This window comes from Lentibacillus sp. Marseille-P4043 (assembly GCF_900258515.1).
In the GTDB taxonomy this organism is placed as follows: domain Bacteria; phylum Bacillota; class Bacilli; order Bacillales; family Amphibacillaceae; genus Lentibacillus_C.
In genome coordinates, this window is sequence record NZ_LT984884.1 from 1,280,497 (window position 1) to 1,298,184 (window position 17,688).

18 protein-coding genes are annotated in these 17,688 nt (G+C 42.2%); all 18 read left to right on the top strand.

The features are described from left to right. The first annotated feature begins 175 nt into the window (after window positions 1-175). The 18 genes from C8270_RS06435 (at window position 176) to atpG (ending at window position 17,650) form a co-directional block, all read left to right on the top strand. The gene (locus tag C8270_RS06435; RefSeq protein ID WP_106496044.1) at window positions 176-1,198 is read left to right on the top strand and encodes an L-threonylcarbamoyladenylate synthase; all 1,023 of its coding nucleotides are present in this window, start codon (window positions 176-178) and stop codon (window positions 1,196-1,198) included. Between the two features lie 101 nt (window positions 1,199-1,299). Then, window positions 1,300-1,848: a manganese efflux pump MntP gene (locus C8270_RS06440; protein ID WP_106496045.1), complete on the top strand. Its 549-nt coding sequence runs from the start codon at window positions 1,300-1,302 to the stop codon at window positions 1,846-1,848. A 250-nt stretch (window positions 1,849-2,098) separates the two neighbouring features. Next, entirely contained in the window at window positions 2,099-2,704 is a 606-nt protein-coding gene (locus tag C8270_RS06445) for a low molecular weight protein arginine phosphatase (RefSeq protein ID WP_106496046.1), read from the top strand. A 28-nt stretch (window positions 2,705-2,732) separates the two neighbouring features. Beyond that, window positions 2,733-4,025 (top strand): methyl-accepting chemotaxis protein, encoded by a 1,293-nt coding sequence (locus C8270_RS06450; RefSeq protein WP_106496047.1) that lies wholly within the window; start codon window positions 2,733-2,735, stop codon window positions 4,023-4,025. Window positions 4,026-4,052: 27 nt separating this feature from the next. Beyond that, on the top strand, window positions 4,053-4,493 hold the full coding sequence (gene rpiB, locus C8270_RS06455; protein ID WP_106496048.1) for a ribose 5-phosphate isomerase B: 441 nt from the start codon (window positions 4,053-4,055) through the stop codon (window positions 4,491-4,493). 55 nt (window positions 4,494-4,548) lie between these two features. Further along, window positions 4,549-5,097, top strand: a complete 549-nt coding sequence (locus C8270_RS06460; protein ID WP_106496049.1) for a TIGR01440 family protein — start codon at window positions 4,549-4,551, stop codon at window positions 5,095-5,097. A gap of 110 nt (window positions 5,098-5,207) precedes the next feature. Next, a complete protein-coding gene (glyA, locus tag C8270_RS06465) occupies window positions 5,208-6,461 on the top strand; it encodes a serine hydroxymethyltransferase (RefSeq protein WP_442785791.1) in 1,254 nt (417 codons plus the stop codon). A 314-nt stretch (window positions 6,462-6,775) separates the two neighbouring features. Further along, complete coding sequence (upp, locus tag C8270_RS06470; RefSeq protein ID WP_106496050.1) at window positions 6,776-7,405, top strand: uracil phosphoribosyltransferase; 630 nt, start codon at window positions 6,776-6,778, stop codon at window positions 7,403-7,405. 54 nt (window positions 7,406-7,459) lie between these two features. Further along, window positions 7,460-8,572, top strand: coding sequence for a non-hydrolyzing UDP-N-acetylglucosamine 2-epimerase (gene wecB, locus C8270_RS06475; RefSeq protein ID WP_106496051.1), 1,113 nt, complete (start codon window positions 7,460-7,462; stop codon window positions 8,570-8,572). A gap of 40 nt (window positions 8,573-8,612) precedes the next feature. Then, window positions 8,613-9,113, top strand: a complete 501-nt coding sequence (locus C8270_RS20410; RefSeq protein ID WP_234028497.1) for a hypothetical protein — start codon at window positions 8,613-8,615, stop codon at window positions 9,111-9,113. A gap of 676 nt (window positions 9,114-9,789) precedes the next feature. Next, complete coding sequence (locus C8270_RS06490) at window positions 9,790-11,982, top strand: S8 family serine peptidase (RefSeq protein WP_325034731.1); 2,193 nt, start codon at window positions 9,790-9,792, stop codon at window positions 11,980-11,982. A 520-nt stretch (window positions 11,983-12,502) separates the two neighbouring features. Next, the gene (locus tag C8270_RS06495; protein WP_106498464.1) at window positions 12,503-12,871 is read left to right on the top strand and encodes an ATP synthase subunit I; all 369 of its coding nucleotides are present in this window, start codon (window positions 12,503-12,505) and stop codon (window positions 12,869-12,871) included. Between the two features lie 23 nt (window positions 12,872-12,894). Continuing rightward, on the top strand, window positions 12,895-13,617 hold the full coding sequence (gene atpB / locus C8270_RS06500; RefSeq protein WP_106496054.1) for a F0F1 ATP synthase subunit A: 723 nt from the start codon (window positions 12,895-12,897) through the stop codon (window positions 13,615-13,617). A 103-nt stretch (window positions 13,618-13,720) separates the two neighbouring features. Then, complete coding sequence (gene atpE, locus C8270_RS06505; protein ID WP_106496055.1) at window positions 13,721-13,927, top strand: F0F1 ATP synthase subunit C; 207 nt, start codon at window positions 13,721-13,723, stop codon at window positions 13,925-13,927. 131 nt (window positions 13,928-14,058) lie between these two features. Then, window positions 14,059-14,586, top strand: coding sequence for a F0F1 ATP synthase subunit B (atpF, locus tag C8270_RS06510; protein WP_106496056.1), 528 nt, complete (start codon window positions 14,059-14,061; stop codon window positions 14,584-14,586). After that, window positions 14,583-15,128, top strand: coding sequence for a F0F1 ATP synthase subunit delta (locus C8270_RS06515; RefSeq protein ID WP_106496057.1), 546 nt, complete (start codon window positions 14,583-14,585; stop codon window positions 15,126-15,128). Before atpF ends, C8270_RS06515 begins: the two co-directional genes overlap by 4 nt. Window positions 15,129-15,146: 18 nt before the next feature. Then, window positions 15,147-16,658 (top strand): F0F1 ATP synthase subunit alpha, encoded by a 1,512-nt coding sequence (atpA, locus tag C8270_RS06520; RefSeq protein ID WP_106496058.1) that lies wholly within the window; start codon window positions 15,147-15,149, stop codon window positions 16,656-16,658. Window positions 16,659-16,789: 131 nt separating this feature from the next. After that, a complete protein-coding gene (gene atpG / locus C8270_RS06525; protein ID WP_106496059.1) occupies window positions 16,790-17,650 on the top strand; it encodes an ATP synthase F1 subunit gamma in 861 nt (286 codons plus the stop codon). Window positions 17,651-17,688: the final 38 nt, after the last annotated feature.

Genomic DNA, 17,688 nt, shown 5'->3' on the forward strand with positions numbered 1-17,688 from the left:
ATCCTTCATATACGAAGTTAAAAGCAACTAAGTTTACGAAAACAGCCTTATACAAAATCCATAAAATGCGCACTAATTACCGGAACGGTGGAAGGACGATTTCTATTACGAAATGGGTCTTTTGCGTAAAAAAGATCTATCAACTAAAATAGAGGGAGAGAAAAGGGGTACAACAATGGTTCAAACAAAACGATGGAGTATAACAGAAACGAATTATCAACAAGCGATAGATGAAGCTGCAGCACTTTTGAAAAGTGGCTCAGCGGTTGCTTTTCCAACAGAAACCGTTTATGGATTAGGTGCAGATGCAACAAGTGAGGAAGCGGTGGCGAAGATTTTCCAGGCAAAAGGACGACCTGCGGATAACCCGCTTATTGCCCACGTTGCAACAAAGGAACAATTGGCGAAATTAGTTACCAACATCCCGCCGTTTGTGGATAAGTTGATAGATGCTTTTTCACCTGGTCCGTTGACATATGTTTTACCAACAAACGACCTGTGTGCAACCAATGTTACGGCAGGGTTATCCACAATTGGTGTAAGGATGCCGGTTCATCCTGTTGCACAATCATTATTGAAACAGTGTGATATTCCAATTGCCGCACCAAGCGCAAATACTTCTGGCAAGCCTAGCCCAACGACCGCGGATCATGTGTGGCAGGATTTGCACGGGAAAATTGCCGGCTTGCTTGATGGCGGTCCGACTGGTGTAGGTGTGGAGTCAACCGTAATTGACTGTACTGGAGAAATTCCGATTGTATTACGACCAGGCGGGGTTTCCAGGGAGCAATTGGAGGAAGTCATTGGCGAGGTAATGGTCGACCCTGCACTAGTAGGGGCTGAGGGGCGTCCGAAAGCTCCGGGAATGAAGTACAAACATTATGCTCCAGAGGTTCCGCTGTGGTTGGTTGAAGGTTCTGCTGAAAAGTTAAAAGAAGTTTTGGCTAAGGAAAGGGATAATTATCATCGCATTGGTGTGATGGCGAGTAATGAAACAGCAGCACATGTAGAAGCTGACCAAGTAATCTCGCTAGGATCCAAGCAATCTGAAATTGCTGCACATTTGTATGATGCATTGCGGACGTTTAAAGAAGGGGATATTGATTTAATTTTATGTGAAGTATTTCCCGAAACAGGAATTGGCGAGGCAATCATGAATCGCTTGCGAAAAGCGGCGAGTGAGTATGTGGCAGAGTAAGAAGTTTTCTAACTTCTAAGGACGCCTCCGCTTTTGTTTTTTGTTCATAATCAATCTCGGACATGCATATAATTTACCAGCATGTCCAAGGAGGTTGGTGGATGTCGGAGTTAGGCGCGATTGTTTCGTTAGTATTCATGGCTTTTGCCCTTGGGATGGATGCATTTTCCGTAAGTCTAGGCATGGGAATGCAGTTGTTAAGGCTTAAACGGATTGCATTTATTGGGTTTGTCATTGGACTATTTCATATCATAATGCCTTTCATTGGAATTATTTTGGGAAAAGTGATATCCGGCCAAATCGGTCAACTAACAACACTGATTGCTGGAATGCTGTTGATTGCGATTGGTGCACAGATGATTTTTTCCGCGTTTAATCATGAGGTGAAAAAAATTGTGAAACCAGCTGGGATTGGGTTGTTGCTTTTTGCAATTAGTGTCAGCATGGATAGTTTTTCGGTTGGGTTAAGCCTAGGTATGTCGGGGGTCAAAACAGCCGTTGCTCTATTATTGTTCGGTGCAGTGAGTATGATATTAACTTGGTTTGGCATGCTGTTAGGCAAAAAGGTACATGGTCTATTGGGAGCCTACAGTGAAATTTTAGGTGGCAGTATATTGTGTGGATTTGGGTTAAATATGCTGTTCGGTTAAGAAAATAGGAAGCGGGTGCTGTTCATAGAATGGTAGCCGCTTTTTGTGTGCGCTGAAGTTGTGGATAAGATGGCAAAAGTCAAGCGTGTAATCTAATCAGGGGATGTTTCGGTAAGGTAGCAACAATAATATGAAAACAGCCACAAAAAAAGCCATGTTTCCACGTAAAATGTTTTATATTTTTTCTGACATTCACTGCCCTTCTATGGTATAGTTTGGGTAGAAGATTTAAAAACGGGGGTTTCTTGTCATGAGAATCTTATTTATTTGTACAGGTAATACGTGTCGAAGTCCGATGGCTGAGGCGTTGATCAAGCACAAATATCCACAGGTGGAGGTACAGTCTGCAGGAATTTTTGCTGGGGAAAATCAACGGGCAAATCATACGGCAATTGAAGCTCTTCAACTGGAAGGAATCCCGATCGACCACCGTTCACAACCAGTTACAGACAAACTACTTAACTGGTCAGATCTTGTGTTGACAATGACTACAAAGCACAAACAGTCATTGATCTTACAATATCCCAAATTCCAAGACAAATATTTCACTTTTAAGGAATATGTTTCGGAAGCCGATAAAAAAGTGTGGCAAGAACTCAAACAGGCTTATGCAGATTATGAGGAGAAGCGCTCCGTTTACATACAAGAAAACCAGCATAAACTCGACAATCAGAAGCTGGAATGGGAACTGAATGAATTTCTACGTAACGATTTAGACGCAATACAAAAAATGGAAGCAAGTTTAATCAATTATGACATTTCCGATCCGTTTGGCGGGGATTTAGAAGTATATCAAAAGACTTTAAGAGAGTTGGACAAACAGGTCGAATTGTTAATCAAAAAAATAGAAGATTAGTAGAACAACTTGCGGGGGAGAAAGAAGGATGGAGAAGAAGTATCGATTTAGCTTACGGTTAAAATTTGTACTATTAACCACGATTTTAGCAATTATCACGTATTCGTTTACAGCAATATTTATTTATTTTATTTCTGATTATGTTCGATCATTCTGGGACATATCGACGCAAACATTTATGATCCTGACATTAATAATGGGGATTTTTTGGTCGGGTGTGTTGGCCTATTTTGCTGCTCAATTTGTGACAAAACCACTTGTGAAATTGGAGCGAATGGCATCGGATGCGGCTAATGGCGATTTAAACCAGTCGATTGAAATTCCTAAATCGGATGATGAAATCCGTGCACTTTCGATTGCGTTTAACACAATGCTTAAAAATTTGACCCATATGGTGCATAATATAGATAAGCATTTTGAAAGTACCAATCAATCTGTGGTCCAGATGAAAAATGCATCAAATGAAGCTGCACAGCATTCAAAGCTGATTGGCGCATCAATTGATGACATTTCACAAGGTGCAGAAAATTCTTCAGAGGCTATTCAGCAAACCGTACAGTCGATTGAAGTGGCTACGAACCTTGCTGAGGAAGTTCAGAATAATGCGGATAAATCACGAGAAAAATCCGCTGTTATGCTTGATACATTAAACAATAGTAAAAAAGTGGTAAACCAATTAGTGGCAGGCATTCGAAATATCGCCAATGAACAAGAGTATTCTTTACAAGATGTTGAAAATTTACGGCAAAATGCGTTGCACGTGGAATCAATTATTACGATGGTCGGAGATATTGCCGAACAGACGAACCTGCTTGCATTAAATGCCTCAATTGAAGCGGCCCGTGCTGGTGAACATGGCCGAGGGTTTGCAGTGGTTGCCGAAGAGATACGCAAATTGGCTGATCAGAGTGCTGACGCGGTCAAACGTATTTCTGACCTAATAACGGCAATCCAAAGTGATGTGAATCAAGTTGTCGATAAAATAAATAATAATGTAATGTATGCGAAAGAAGAGTCGGAAAAAGGGGAACAAACCAACCTTACTATCGAACAAATGGCTAGCTCGATTAATGAAGTGGCCACGGAGATTGAATCGATTTCAACACTTGTTAATCAACAATTAGAATCAATCAAAAGAACAAGTGAACAGTCTCAAGAAGTAGCGGCGATTGCACAAGAAACATCAGCGGGAGCAGAAGAGGTTAGTGCCTCCATTCAAGAACAGGCAAGTATCATCGAGAAAGTGGACGATATGGCATATGACTTAGAAGACCAATCCCAAACATTAAATCAGCAAATAAAGCGGTTTAATGTTTCCTAACAACAACCATGAGAGGGAGCGATACTGATGAAAGTTATCTTAACTGCTGATCACGCAGGAATGACCATCCGTAATGAAATAAAAGATTTATTAGCTGAAATGGGAATTGAATACGAAGATACCGGCTGTGATTGCCAAGGTTCGGTTGACTACCCAGATTATGCCCTTCCAGCTGCAGAACGTATTGCCAAGGGAGAGTTTGACCGTGGAATTTTCATTTGCGGAACTGGCATTGGTATGTCCATTTCGGCAAATAAGGTAAAGGGAATCCGCTGTGCATTGGTGCATGATGTTTATAGTGCTAAATTAACAAGGCAGCATAATGACTCCAATGTGTTAGCAATGGGCGAGCGTGTAATTGGGCCAGGACTAGCACGCGACATTGCTAAAGCATGGCTAGAAACTGAATTTGATGGTGGGCGCCATGCAAATCGAATTGGCAAAATTAGTACGTACGAAGAAAAATAGGAATAAAACTTATGCTTGCTTTACCAAAGTATCCCATATAGGCAGGTGAATGCTGATGGAAAAGTTGCATCAAAAAGTAGAAAGCGATATCAAGGCTATTACTCATGAGTGGATGAGCAGCGGGTTTTTAAATGAAGGAGATTTATTTGTCGTCGGTTGCTCGACAAGTGAAGTGATCGGTGAGCACATTGGCACCGCTGGTAGTGAAGAAGTAGCAGCGATTATTTATGAAAAACTGGCTATGCTAAAAAGCCAAACAAACATTAGGCTTGCATTTCAATGCTGTGAACATCTCAACCGGGCACTTGTCGTGGAAAGAGAGACGATGAACAAACACCAGCTTGAAGAAGTAGCCGTAATTCCAGCACCAACAGCTGGCGGGTCAATGGCTTCCTATGCCTATAAGCAGATGAAAGCCCCCGTTGTAGTGGAAAAGATCCAGGCAACTGCGGGCATAGACATCGGTGAAACAATGATTGGCATGCATCTGAAACGGGTAGCTGTACCGTTGCGCTTTGCTCAGCGACAGATTGGCAATGCCCGTCTAACCGCAGCACGTACAAGGCCAAAGCTGATCGGCGGGGAGCGGGCAATTTATAAGTAGCGAATGACAGTTGTAACGAAGGGTTCAGGCACTGATGGATAATGCTCTTATTTTCCAGGTGAGTTTTTCGAGTGTCTAATCCAACTAAAATACATTGGAGGGTTCTACATATGAAAACAGCAACAATGGATAAAAGTTTACAGCAAGCAGATCAGGAACTATACGAGGCAATGCAGAATGAGAAAAAACGACAGCAGCAAAAAATTGAACTTATTGCGTCTGAAAATTTTGTATCAGAAGCGGTTATGGAAGCGATGGGCTCCGTATTAACAAATAAATATGCAGAAGGCTATCCAGGTAAACGTTATTATGGTGGCTGCGAATTTGTTGATGTAGCAGAAAATCTAGCCCGTAATCGTGCGAAAGAATTGTTTGGTGCTGATCACGTCAATGTACAACCACATTCAGGGGCTCAAGCAAACATGGCCGTTTATTTTACTGCTTTAGAAATAGGTGACACTGTTTTAGGGATGAATTTAAATCATGGCGGCCACTTAACACATGGTAGCCCAGTGAATTTTAGTGGAAAACTTTACAATTTTGTAGATTATGGCGTTGACAAAGAAACAGAACAACTTGATTATGATGCTGTTTTGGAAAAGGCCAAAGAAGTGAAGCCAAAGCTAATTGTCGCTGGAGCGAGTGCATACTCTCGTACACTTGATTTTGCTAAATTCCGGGAAATCGCTGATGCTGTCGGTGCTTATTTATTGGTTGACATGGCGCATATTGCAGGCCTAGTCGCAGCAGGTTTACATCCAAGCCCAGTGCCATATGCTGATTTTGTGACAACAACAACACATAAAACATTGCGTGGACCACGTGGCGGTATGATTTTATGTAAAGAAGAATACGCGAAAAAAATTGATAAGTCTGTTTTCCCTGGCATGCAAGGTGGTCCATTAATGCATATTATTGCTGCCAAAGCAACATCATTTAAAGAAGCATTATCTGATGATTTTAAAGCATATGCCAAACAAATTATTGAAAATGCGAAAGTTCTAGGTGAAGCGTTGACTGAAGAAGGAATTCGCATCGTTTCTGGTGGCACGGACAATCATTTATTACTTTTAGATGTAACACCACTTAACCTGACCGGAAAAGTAGCGGAAAAAGTTTTGGATGATATTGGGATTACAGCTAACAAAAATACCATTCCATTTGATACGGAAAGTCCATTTGTTACAAGTGGGGTGCGAATTGGAACTGCAGCGGTTACTACACGTGGTTTTGCAGAAGCAGAAATGAAAGAAATTGCTTCGATTATTTCCCTTACATTAAAAAACCATGAGGACGAAGCAAAATTAAAAGAGGCAGCAGATCGAGTAAAAACATTAACAGATAAATTTCCACTTTATGCGTAAATTATAGAAGGATGTTCCTTTAGGGGGACGTCCTTTTTAGCATGTGAAAAGGGTGAGAATTGTGTTGTAAAAAGATGCGAAAATTGCCCGCAGGTATTCTGTGAGAAGAATATAAACCGATCGAGCTGACAATAAAAGCCATCTCAAAAGTTATCGGGGTGCATTTGCGAACGAAGGAACGACACCTACGAACCGGATGAAGCAGGAATAGACCTTTCAACATAAATGGAAGTCAACGTAACAATGCTTGAAACGTTCGACTTTTTTCAGTACAATTTGTAGGATGCAACTTATTAAAAGGAGTGATCAGCAAAATGGGAAATGTACACGTACTAGATCATCCGTTAATTCAACATAAATTAACGTACATAAGAGATAAAGAGACAGGAACAAAGGAATTTCGCGAACTTGTTGATGAAGTGGCCATGTTGATGGCATTTGAAATCACCCGTGACCTTCCATTGCAAGAAATTGATACAGATACACCAGTTATGACAGCTAAAACGAAGGTGTTGGCAGGAAAGAAAATTGGCCTAATCCCAATTCTTCGCGCGGGCTTGGGAATGGTTGATGGTATGTTAAAACTGATCCCAGCTGCTCGTGTTGGTCATGTCGGACTATATCGTGACCCTGAAACACTACAACCAGTAGAATATTATATAAAATTGCCTTCTGATATTTCGGAACGTGAGCTAATTGTAATTGATCCAATGCTTGCAACCGGTGGATCAGCAAATGATGCAATCCATTCATTGAAAAAGCGTGGAGCTAAGCAAATCCGCTTGATGTGTTTGGTTGGTGCACCTGAAGGCGTTAAAAAAATCCAGGAAGAACACCCAGATGTCGATATTTACCTAGCTGCTTTGGATGAAAAACTAGATGACCATGGTTACATTGTTCCAGGACTAGGTGATGCCGGTGACCGTCTTTACGGTACAAAATAAACAAGTGATTCTTCGACACGGTTAAGATGGAAAATTTATGTGGAGTGACGAGAGATGAGTAAACCGATCAAGGTAATGACAATTTTTGGAACAAGACCGGAAGCAATCAAAATGGCACCACTCGTTTTGGAATTACAGAAACGTAATGACCAATTTGAATCAATTGTGACCGTCACAGCACAACATCGAGAAATGCTTGATCAAGTGCTGGAGATTTTCGGAATTACACCTGATTATGATTTAAATATCATGAAGCAAAAGCAAACACTAGCACAAATTACTACTCGGGCCTTGGAAGGTTTAGATGAAGTAATGAAAGAAACAAAGCCAGACATTGTGTTGGTGCATGGTGATACAAGCACAACTTTTGCCGCTTCACTAGCCGCTTACTATAATCAAATTGCAGTTGGACATGTGGAAGCTGGACTTCGGACTTGGGATAAATACTCCCCATATCCAGAAGAAATGAACCGCCAACTTACAGGGGTAATGGCAGACTTGCATTTTGCCCCAACAGAGAAGTCGAAGCAAAACCTATTGAACGAAAACAAACCAGCTGAACGGATTTTTGTAACCGGTAATACGGCAATTGACGCTTTAAATACAACAGTGGATGAGACATATACCAGCCCAATTCTTGATGAGCTTGGCGATAAGCGACTTGTCTTGATGACCGCACATCGCCGTGAGAACCTCGGTAACAATATGCAGCAAATGTTTCGAGCGATCAAACGGTTGGTAGAAGCTCATGATGATGTACAAGTCATTTACCCAGTCCATTTAAATCCAGTTGTTCAACAAACAGCTAATGAGATCTTGGGAGATGACGACCGGATTAAACTGATTGAACCATTAAGTGTAATTGATTTCCATAACTTTGCCGCCCGCTCACATTTAATTTTGACCGATTCGGGCGGTGTTCAGGAAGAAGCGCCATCACTCGGCGTTCCGGTATTAGTGCTGCGTAATACGACAGAGCGACCTGAAGGCATCGAGGCAGGCACATTGAAGCTTGCCGGGACGGATGAGGAAAACATTTTTGGGCTAGCCAACGAGTTACTAGTGGATAACGATGCACACGACCGCATGGCTAAAGCCTCTAACCCATATGGAGATGGACATGCATCAAGTCGAATAGCCGATGCAATTGTGAATTATTTTAAATAGAAAAAAGGATCTGGTGCAGGCGCATCGGATCTTTTTTTGTATGAGGTGCGGTGGGAGAGCGTTGACCGGAGATGCCGGGGAGGTGGTATCGGCGCGAATCGCGGTGATATCGGCGCGAGCGGGGGAACATCGGCGGGAGCGCGAGAAACATCGGCGCGAGCGGGGGAACATCGGCGCGAGAACGAAAACATCGGCGCGAGCGGGGGAACATCGGCGCGAGAGCAGGAACATCGGCGCGAGAGCAGGAACATCGGCGCGAGAGCAGGAACATTGGCGCGAGAGCAGGAACATCGGCGCGAGAGCAGAAACATCGGCGCGAGCGCGAGAAACATCGGCGCGAGCGGGGGAACATCGGCGCGAGAACGAAAACATCGGCGCGAGAACGAAAACATCGGCGCGAGAGCAGAAACATCGGCGCGAGAACAGGAACATCGGCGCGAGAGCAGGAACATCGGCGCGAGAACGAAAATATCGGCGCGAGAGCGAAAACATCGGCGCGAGAGCAGGAACATCGGCGCGAGAGCAGGAACGGCTCCTATAGACAACGGACGCTGCCGACGAAGGAGTAAGAGGGGGTGGGGGAGGGTGAGGGAGCAGAAGAAAAAGAAAGAGNAACATCGGCGCGAGAACAGGAACATCGGCGCGAGAGCAGGAACATCGGCGCGAGAGCAGGAACATCGGCGCGAGAGCAGGAACATCGGCGCGAGCGGGGGAACATCGGCGCGAGAGCAGGAACATCGGCGCGAGAGCAGGAACATCGGCGCGAGAGCAGGAACATCGGCGCGAGAGCAGGAACATCGGCGCGAGAGCAGGAACATCGGCGCGAGAGCAGGAACATCGGCGCGAGAACAGGAACATCGGCGCGAGAGCGGGAACATCGGCGCGAGCGCGGGAACATCGGCGCGAGAGCAGAAACATCGGCGCGAGAGCAGAAACATCGGCGCGAGAGCAGGAACATCGTCGCGAGAGCAGGAACATCAACCCGAGCGCGAAAACATCAACCCGAATCGCGGAACATCAACCCGAATCGCGAAACATCAGCCCGAGCACGGAAACATCGTCCCAGGCACGAGATACATCAACCAGAACCGCAACCCCGTGCACACATCTTGCCCCGCGAATGATCCCCAGCGTATACACCCTCCACAATTTTTCCTGCAATTCCATGCATGTTTATCAACTTTTTCCAAAAGCTAAGTGTAAAAAGGGGACTTCTCATGCGATTCATGCGACGATTCACTTTAATCACTATAATGGCGGCGGCTTTTATTTTAGCGGTAAATCATGTACCGACCACTTCAGCTGAGACGGAAAATAAAGATGATACAATATCTGTCATTATTGAGGTGGAAGGGGATCCGGTTAAGCATAAAAAGTACATCGAGGTCTATTATCCGTATGTGGATGTGGTTGCTACATATGACAAGCTATTCAAGGGGTTAGCATTACAAGGGGATACAAAAAATCTTTCTAAAATGGAGTCACTCGATTTTGTTAAAGCGGTCCATCCGGTGAAAACCTATCAGGCCATTTCTCGAACGCTGCCTGTAGACAGTGAGGAATCGAATGCTGTCATTCCTGCTGCGATCAACAATACGCCCTATACGGGAGAAGGTGTTAAGGTGGGGGTTATTGATACTGGTATTGATTACGATCACCCGGATTTGGTAAAAAATTATCAAGCGGGTTATGACCTTGTCGACCTTGATGATGACCCGATGGAAACAGTTGCTTCAGAGGGAATGCCAACCCTTCATGGTACACATGTTGCTGGCATCATTGCGGCTAATGGAGGACTTCGAGGGGTTGCACCAGATGCTGACATTTATGCGTATCGTGCATTAGGTCCTGGTGGGCAAGGAAGTTCTGTACAAGTCATTGCGGCGTTGGAACAAGCGGTGGAGGATGGTGTGGATATCATTAATCTGTCCTTGGGTAACGCAGTAAACGGCCCAGACTATCCGACGAGCATTGCAGTGAATCGTGCGGTGGAACTTGGTGTTGCTGTGGTAATTGCGAATGGAAATAGCGGTCCGGATAATTGGACGGTTGGCTCACCTGCAACAGCGTCAAAGGCATTATCAGTCGGTGCGCTTGCCATGTCGCAACGTATACCATTTCTATACGATCCAATCAAAGATAAACAGATTGCTGTAGTACCAATGGTCGGATCCGCAACATGGAATCTTGAACGTGATTTTAAAGTAATAAACAAGACAACGGATCTTAACGATGCCCGTGGGAAAATTGTACTTCTCGAACGTGGGAAAATTCCTTTCTATGAAAAGGCAAAAAAGGCGGAGGAAGCTGGTGCCGTTGCTGTTCTCATCTACAATAACGAACAAGGTATTTTTCAGGGATCGGTTGAAAACGAGAAAGATGCATTGCAGATACCAGTCGCAGCTATTACGAAAAAGGAAGGGGAATGGCTCAAACAGCGTCTGAAACAGAATTCGGTATACCTTGAAACAACGTACAAACAGACAACGAAAGGCATTGCCGACTTCAGTTCCCGTGGTCCGGTAACAGTAAATTGGGATATCAAACCAGATGTCATTGCACCTGGGGCGAATATTTTGAGTACGGTTCCGGGAGGCTATCGTGAATTACAGGGAACAAGTATGGCCGCGCCACATGTTGCGGGTGCGTTGGCTTTATTAAAAGAGGCGCATCCTGATTGGACAGTTGAACAACTAAAAGATGCTTTAAAGACGACCGCTCTCCCCCTTAAAAATCAGGAACCAATCGTTCAAGGGATGGGCCAAATTCAGCCAGGGCAGGCAATTAAAACAAATACAATTATTCACGATCCTTTATTATCATTTGGGAAGATAAACGATTATAAAGAACGAAAAACAATCCAAGTATCGATCGAGAATACAACCGATCAGGAACAACGCTATTCCTTTGATATCCCGAAAGTAACGAAAGGAATAACCTGGCATTTGCCGCAAACTTTTACGGTTGAGGCGAACAGCGAAAAGACAGTACCAGTTGAATTAAGTGTTGTAACACCGCAATTAGATGAAGGGATTTATCAGGGCAGGTTAACGCTAAATCAGGAAAGCGAAGTATATCAATTGCCATATTTATTTGTGAATGAAACCGCTGATTATCCAAAAGCGATGGGATTTGATTTTGGATTAGAACCTTTTTCCGATGATCGTTACGTCTATCAGTTATATTTGACTGATTCAACACAAAAGGTAGAGGTTAACTTGTATAATTCGGCAACTTTGCTATATGAACGACAGTTACTTACCATTGATGATCCACAAGTAGGTATGAATGAAGGTAAAATAGCGAAAAGCGAGCTTGGTGAACCGGGAACATATAAAGCATTAATCACGGTACAATTAGAAAATGGCGCGTATGAAAGCTATGAAACCGAAATTCAAATTAATCCATGATTGGCTTCAGGAGGGCGGTTACCAGTTGCAATTGCGACTGGTTCCGCCCTCCTAAAATTACCTGCATTTTTTCGTTCACAAAAATGTCATTAAATAGGCAGGTAATATCCTTTATAATAGAAGGGAGATTAAATGCGATTATCTTTTAGTCCCCTCTAACCTGAGGAATTCGACAAATATTTTACTTGATTAGGGGATTAATTACCAATTTGTATTTTCTCTCACAAACTAATTGACAACCAAGTATGGCTATTGTACACTTGCTAAGTGTGGAATGGTAGGGTTTACAATATACTGAGATAATTATGTTTTCATAGATGTTTCCAATACATAAGTATATGGAAACATTTCTACAAAATCAGTGATTTTTCTCACTATTGTGTCAATGATCTAAAAAGAAAGCACAATTCGATATGTGAATGTTTGCTAAAAAAGTATATGCGCATTTTGGCTGGATTCTACTATGTAGATGACAGCACATGTATCGGAGGTACGAAACTTTATGGGAGAAGAACAAATCATGTCGCATTATCAGAGTATGATAGCACGAGAACGCAAGTGGATGTTCTACCTTCTCGCAATTTTTGTGCTTGGAGCTGGTTTTACACCATATCCGCGTATTTTTCTTGGGCTTCTTTTGGGAAGCATTGTCAGCTTTTATAATTTATGGCTTTTACAGAGAAAAATTAATGATTTTGCTGAGTCTGTAGCAAAGAATCATTCCACAAAAGGGCTTGGCACAATTTCGCGCTTTGCTGCTGTAGCATTCGCGGTGATTATTGCTCTTCGCTTTGAAGCGCATTTTCACATCATAGCAGTTTTAATTGGAATAATGACATCCTATCTCGTCATTATGATAGATTTTGCTATCTTCAAATCTAAGGATTAGTGTTTGGAAGAGGGGTGAATAAGATGGATCATGGAGCACCAATAGTAGAAGATGTCTTTGGTATACCTTGGCTTGATTTTAATTTATCAAACGTTGTAATGATTGCTATTGCCTCATTAATTGTGTTTATCATTTGTGTTGCCTGTTCAAGAAAGCTGCAAATGAAACCAACTGGAGCACAGAACTTTATGGAATGGGCTCTTGACTTCGTGAAGGGTATCGTAAACGGGGCAATGGATTGGAAAACGGGGAAAATCTTTCTACCGTTAGCACTGACACTAATCACCTATATTTTTGTCAGTAACCTATTAGGCGTTATGACGATGGCAACATTCGGTCATGATTTATGGTGGAAGTCACCAACTTCTGACCCTGGTATCACATTAACGTTATCCACAATGGTTATCGTACTGACACACTACTATGGAATCAAACTTCGCGGTGCAAAGGAATATGGGAAAGAGTTCTTAAAACCATTCCCAATGTTTTTACCGATTAAGATCGTTGAAGAATTTGCCAACACGATGACGCTAGGTCTTCGTCTGTTCGGTAACATTTTCGCAGGTGAGGTACTTCTAGGACTACTAGCAGGCTTAACATCATCCGGTTTCTTGGGATTCTTAGGCGGAGCAATTCCGATGCTAGCATGGCAAGGATTCAGTATTTTCATTGGCGGAATCCAAGCATTTATTTTCACAACATTAGCGATGGTTTACATGTCGCATAAAGTAAGCAGTGATCACTAAGTTTCATCCAAATTGTTAATTAACCAGTTTTGACAGTTTACCTGTTGAAGCGGGAAATTATTAAAAAAAACTTATAACAACTATTTTGAGGAGGATTTATATTATGGGAGCTTTAGCAGCTGCAATTGCAGTAGGTTTGGCAGCATTAGGTGCTGGTTTAGGTAACGGTTTAATCGTAAGTCGTACAGTTGAGGGGATTGCTCGTCAACCAGAATTAAAAGGTCAACTACAAACAACTATGTACATTGGTATTGGTCTTGTTGAGGCAATGCCGATCATCGCGGTAGTTATCGCACTTATGGTAATGTAGTTACAATAAAAATCACAAAAAATGGCGAAGTATGTCTTCCAATAGAATCTTCGCCGTTGTTTATACTAGAACAAAAGAAATTGTCAATCAATGAAATTCCTACCTAATTAAAGGGGAAAGGAGTGAATTCTGTGCAAGCATTCACTGGATTTTCTACTATCTATGCATCAGTTGGTAGTCTCCAAGTCGGGGATATGTTAGCCCAACTATTCTTCTTCATCGTTTTACTTGTATTATTACGTAAATTTGCATGGGGACCATTAATGGGCATGATGCAAAAACGTGAAGAATATGTTGCATCGGAAATTGAAGCAGCAGAAAAAAGCCGAGCTGATGCTGAACGTGCGTCAAAAGAAGCGGCAGAACAATTAAAACAAACAAAGCAAGAAGCGCAAAAAATTATTGAAGATGCAAAAAATGTTGGGACAAGACAAGAACAAGAAATTGTCGATTCCGCACGAAAAGAAGCGGAGCGTATTAAACTTGCTGCACAAGAAGAAATTCAAAATGAAAAAGAACAAGCATTACAAGCACTTCAAGATAAAGTGGCTTCATTATCTGTTCTTATTGCAAGCAAGGTAATTGAAAAAGAAATTAGTGAAACAGATCAAGAAAAACTGATTAATGACTATATTAAAGAGGTAGGAGAAGAGCGATGAGTGAAGCAGTAGTTGCAAAACGTTATGCAGATGCTCTTTTTCAGCTCGGAAATGAAAAGCAGATACAAGATCAATTAGTTGACGAATTTCGTATCGTCAAGGAAGTTTTTCAAGCTAACAAGCAACTTTTTACTTTCTTAAAGCATCCTCGTGTTAATAATGAGAAAAAGAAACAATTCTTGCAAGAAGCGTTTCAAGGTATGTCAGACGATGTAGTTAATACATTAAAATTACTTGTAGAACGTCATCGTATTGAAATCATTCCATCCGTTATTGATCATTTAAGTCAATTGGCTAATGATGCTAAAGGGATTGCAGAGGCAACAGTATATTCTGTTCGGGAATTATCTGACGCTGAAATAGAAGAGCTTGCAGCAAAATTTGCCAAACGTTTTAATAAACAGGCAATTAAATTGGAAAACAAAGTTGATCCTTCGATTGTTGGTGGTGTGAAACTCCGTATGGGGAATACAATTTATGATGGTTCACTAAGCGGGAAGTTGAAACGCATCGAACGAGATATTGTAACTGCAAACAAATGATGATAGGGGTGAAATGGTATGAGCATCAAAGCTGAAGAAATCAGTACGCTGATTAAACAGCAAATCGAGAATTTTGACTCGGAAATTGAAGTAAGTGATGTCGGAACGGTTATCGAAGTCGGTGACGGTATCGCACGTGCACACGGCCTTGATAATGTCATGGCTGGTGAGCTTATTGAATTTTCAAATGGTGTAATGGGTATGGCGCAGAACTTGGAAGAATCCAATGTCGGTATCGTTATCCTTGGACCATATACAGAAATTAAAGAAGGCGATGAAGTTCGTCGTACAGGCAGAATTATGCAAGTACCAGTTGGAGAGGAATTACTTGGACGTGTTGTGAATCCACTTGGCCAGCCAATTGATGGTAAAGGCCCAATGGAAACAACAAAAACACGCCCAATCGAATCCGCAGCACCTGGTGTTATGGATCGTAAATCAGTTGATGAGCCATTACAAACTGGTATTAAAGCAATCGATGCACTTGTACCAATTGGCCGCGGACAACGTGAATTAATTATCGGAGACCGCCAAACTGGTAAAACAACTGTCGCAGTCGATACGATTTTAAATCAAAAAGATCAAGACATGATCTGTATCTATGTAGCGATTGGACAAAAAGAATCTACTGTAAGAGGAACGGTTGAAACTTTCCGTCGTTACGGTGCGCTTGATAATACAATCGTTGTATCTGCTGGGGCATCAGATCCTGCACCATTATTATACCTAGCTCCATATGCTGGTGTATCAATGGGTGAAGAATTCATGTACAACGGAAAGCATGTATTGGTTGTTTATGATGATTTATCAAAACAAGCTGCTGCTTACCGTGAACTGTCTTTACTATTACGTCGTCCACCAGGCCGTGAAGCATTCCCTGGGGATGTATTCTACTTGCATTCACGCTTGTTGGAACGTGCAGCAAAACTAAGTGATGCATTAGGCGGCGGGTCGCTAACAGCATTGCCATTTGTTGAAACACAAGCAGGTGACATTGGTGCATATATCCCAACGAACGTTATTTCAATTACGGATGGACAGATTTTCCTACAGTCTGACTTATTCTTCTCTGGTGTACGTCCAGCGATTAACCCAGGTCTTTCTGTATCACGTGTTGGTGGTTCAGCGCAAATTAAAGCAATGAAAAAAGTTGCCGGTACCTTGCGTCTTGACCTTGCTTCCTTCCGTGAACTAGAAGCGTTCGCACAGTTTGGTTCCGATCTAGATAAAGCGACAAAAGCGAAATTGGATCGTGGTGAACGGACAGTTGAAGTTCTAAAACAAGGATTGCATAAACCATTAGCTGTTGAAAAACAAGTTATGATCATCTATGCATTAACAAAAGGATTCTTGGATGATATTCCGGTTGTGGATGTTACACGTTTTGAAGAAGAGTTCAACATGTGGCTGGATGAAAATCGCAAAGAATTAATTACATCTATCCGTGAAACTGGTAAGCTTCCAGAAGCAGATGATATGAATGATGCAGTAGCGTCATTTAAAAAGACGTTTTTGCCAACAGAACAATAAATAGACGACTTTCGTTTCGTTATGAATAGCAAGAGTGTTTAGAATTGGGGTTTTGAAATTTGACATCACTGTTCATTGATCTGAACTCTAATTCTAATCGCTGACCTCTGTAAGGAAGGGTGGTGAAACGCTTGGCATCACTAAAAGAGATTAAAGGTAGGATCGATTCAACAAAGAAGATGAAACAGATTACCAAAGCGATGGAGATGGTTTCTGCTTCCAAGTTGAATCGTGCAGAAGAAAATGCGAAATCATTTGTTCCATATAGTGAGAAGATGCAAGAAGTTGTCGGAAGTATCGCACGTAACAATACAGACGCTGAACATCCAATGCTTGAACAACGTGAAGTGAAAAAGACCGGATATCTAGTCATCACTTCGGATCGTGGTCTGGCTGGAGCTTATAACAGTAGTGTGTTGCGTAATGTGTATCAAACAATTATGGACAGGCACAGTTCAGAGGATGAATACGCGGTAATTGTAATTGGACGTGTAGGGTATGAATTTTTCCAACACCGAAATGTACCAATCGCGAAAAGTATTCTTGGACTTGCGGATCAACCGGATTTTGCAGATATTAAGGAACTGGCTTCTGAAACAGTGCAATTGTATTTAGATGAAGAAGTTGATGAGTTAAATATGTATTACAACCATTACGTAAGTGCTATTTCTCAACAGGTAACATCAAAAAAACTATTGCCACTGACAGATTTGGAAACTGGTTCTACTTCAACAAGTCAGTACGAATATGAACCAAATCAGGAAGACATTCTAGAAGTGTTATTGCCACAATATGCTGAGAGCTTGATTTATGGAGCATTGCTTGACGGAAAAGCGAGTGAACATGCAGCACGGATGACTGCAATGCGCAGTGCATCAGATAATGCTAATGATATAATTGATGATCTATCATTATCATATAACCGTGCACGCCAAGCTGCTATCACACAAGAAATCACAGAAATAATTAGTGGGGTAGCTGCACTGGAATAGCTCCTTGACCTAGTATAGAAGTTAGTTAGGAGGGAAAT

Coding starts and splice junctions, on each gene's coding strand:
- C8270_RS06435 (WP_106496044.1), top strand. CDS start 176: ATGGTTCAAACAAAACGATGGAGTATAACAGAAACGAATTATCAACAA.
- C8270_RS06440 (WP_106496045.1), top strand. CDS start 1,300: ATGTCGGAGTTAGGCGCGATTGTTTCGTTAGTATTCATGGCTTTTGCC.
- C8270_RS06445 (WP_106496046.1), top strand. CDS start 2,099: ATGAGAATCTTATTTATTTGTACAGGTAATACGTGTCGAAGTCCGATG.
- C8270_RS06450 (WP_106496047.1), top strand. CDS start 2,733: ATGGAGAAGAAGTATCGATTTAGCTTACGGTTAAAATTTGTACTATTA.
- rpiB (WP_106496048.1), top strand. CDS start 4,053: ATGAAAGTTATCTTAACTGCTGATCACGCAGGAATGACCATCCGTAAT.
- C8270_RS06460 (WP_106496049.1), top strand. CDS start 4,549: ATGGAAAAGTTGCATCAAAAAGTAGAAAGCGATATCAAGGCTATTACT.
- glyA (WP_442785791.1), top strand. CDS start 5,208: ATGAAAACAGCAACAATGGATAAAAGTTTACAGCAAGCAGATCAGGAA.
- upp (WP_106496050.1), top strand. CDS start 6,776: ATGGGAAATGTACACGTACTAGATCATCCGTTAATTCAACATAAATTA.
- wecB (WP_106496051.1), top strand. CDS start 7,460: ATGAGTAAACCGATCAAGGTAATGACAATTTTTGGAACAAGACCGGAA.
- C8270_RS20410 (WP_234028497.1), top strand. CDS start 8,613: ATGAGGTGCGGTGGGAGAGCGTTGACCGGAGATGCCGGGGAGGTGGTA.
- C8270_RS06490 (WP_325034731.1), top strand. CDS start 9,790: ATGCGATTCATGCGACGATTCACTTTAATCACTATAATGGCGGCGGCT.
- C8270_RS06495 (WP_106498464.1), top strand. CDS start 12,503: ATGTCGCATTATCAGAGTATGATAGCACGAGAACGCAAGTGGATGTTC.
- atpB (WP_106496054.1), top strand. CDS start 12,895: ATGGATCATGGAGCACCAATAGTAGAAGATGTCTTTGGTATACCTTGG.
- atpE (WP_106496055.1), top strand. CDS start 13,721: ATGGGAGCTTTAGCAGCTGCAATTGCAGTAGGTTTGGCAGCATTAGGT.
- C8270_RS06515 (WP_106496057.1), top strand. CDS start 14,583: ATGAGTGAAGCAGTAGTTGCAAAACGTTATGCAGATGCTCTTTTTCAG.
- atpA (WP_106496058.1), top strand. CDS start 15,147: ATGAGCATCAAAGCTGAAGAAATCAGTACGCTGATTAAACAGCAAATC.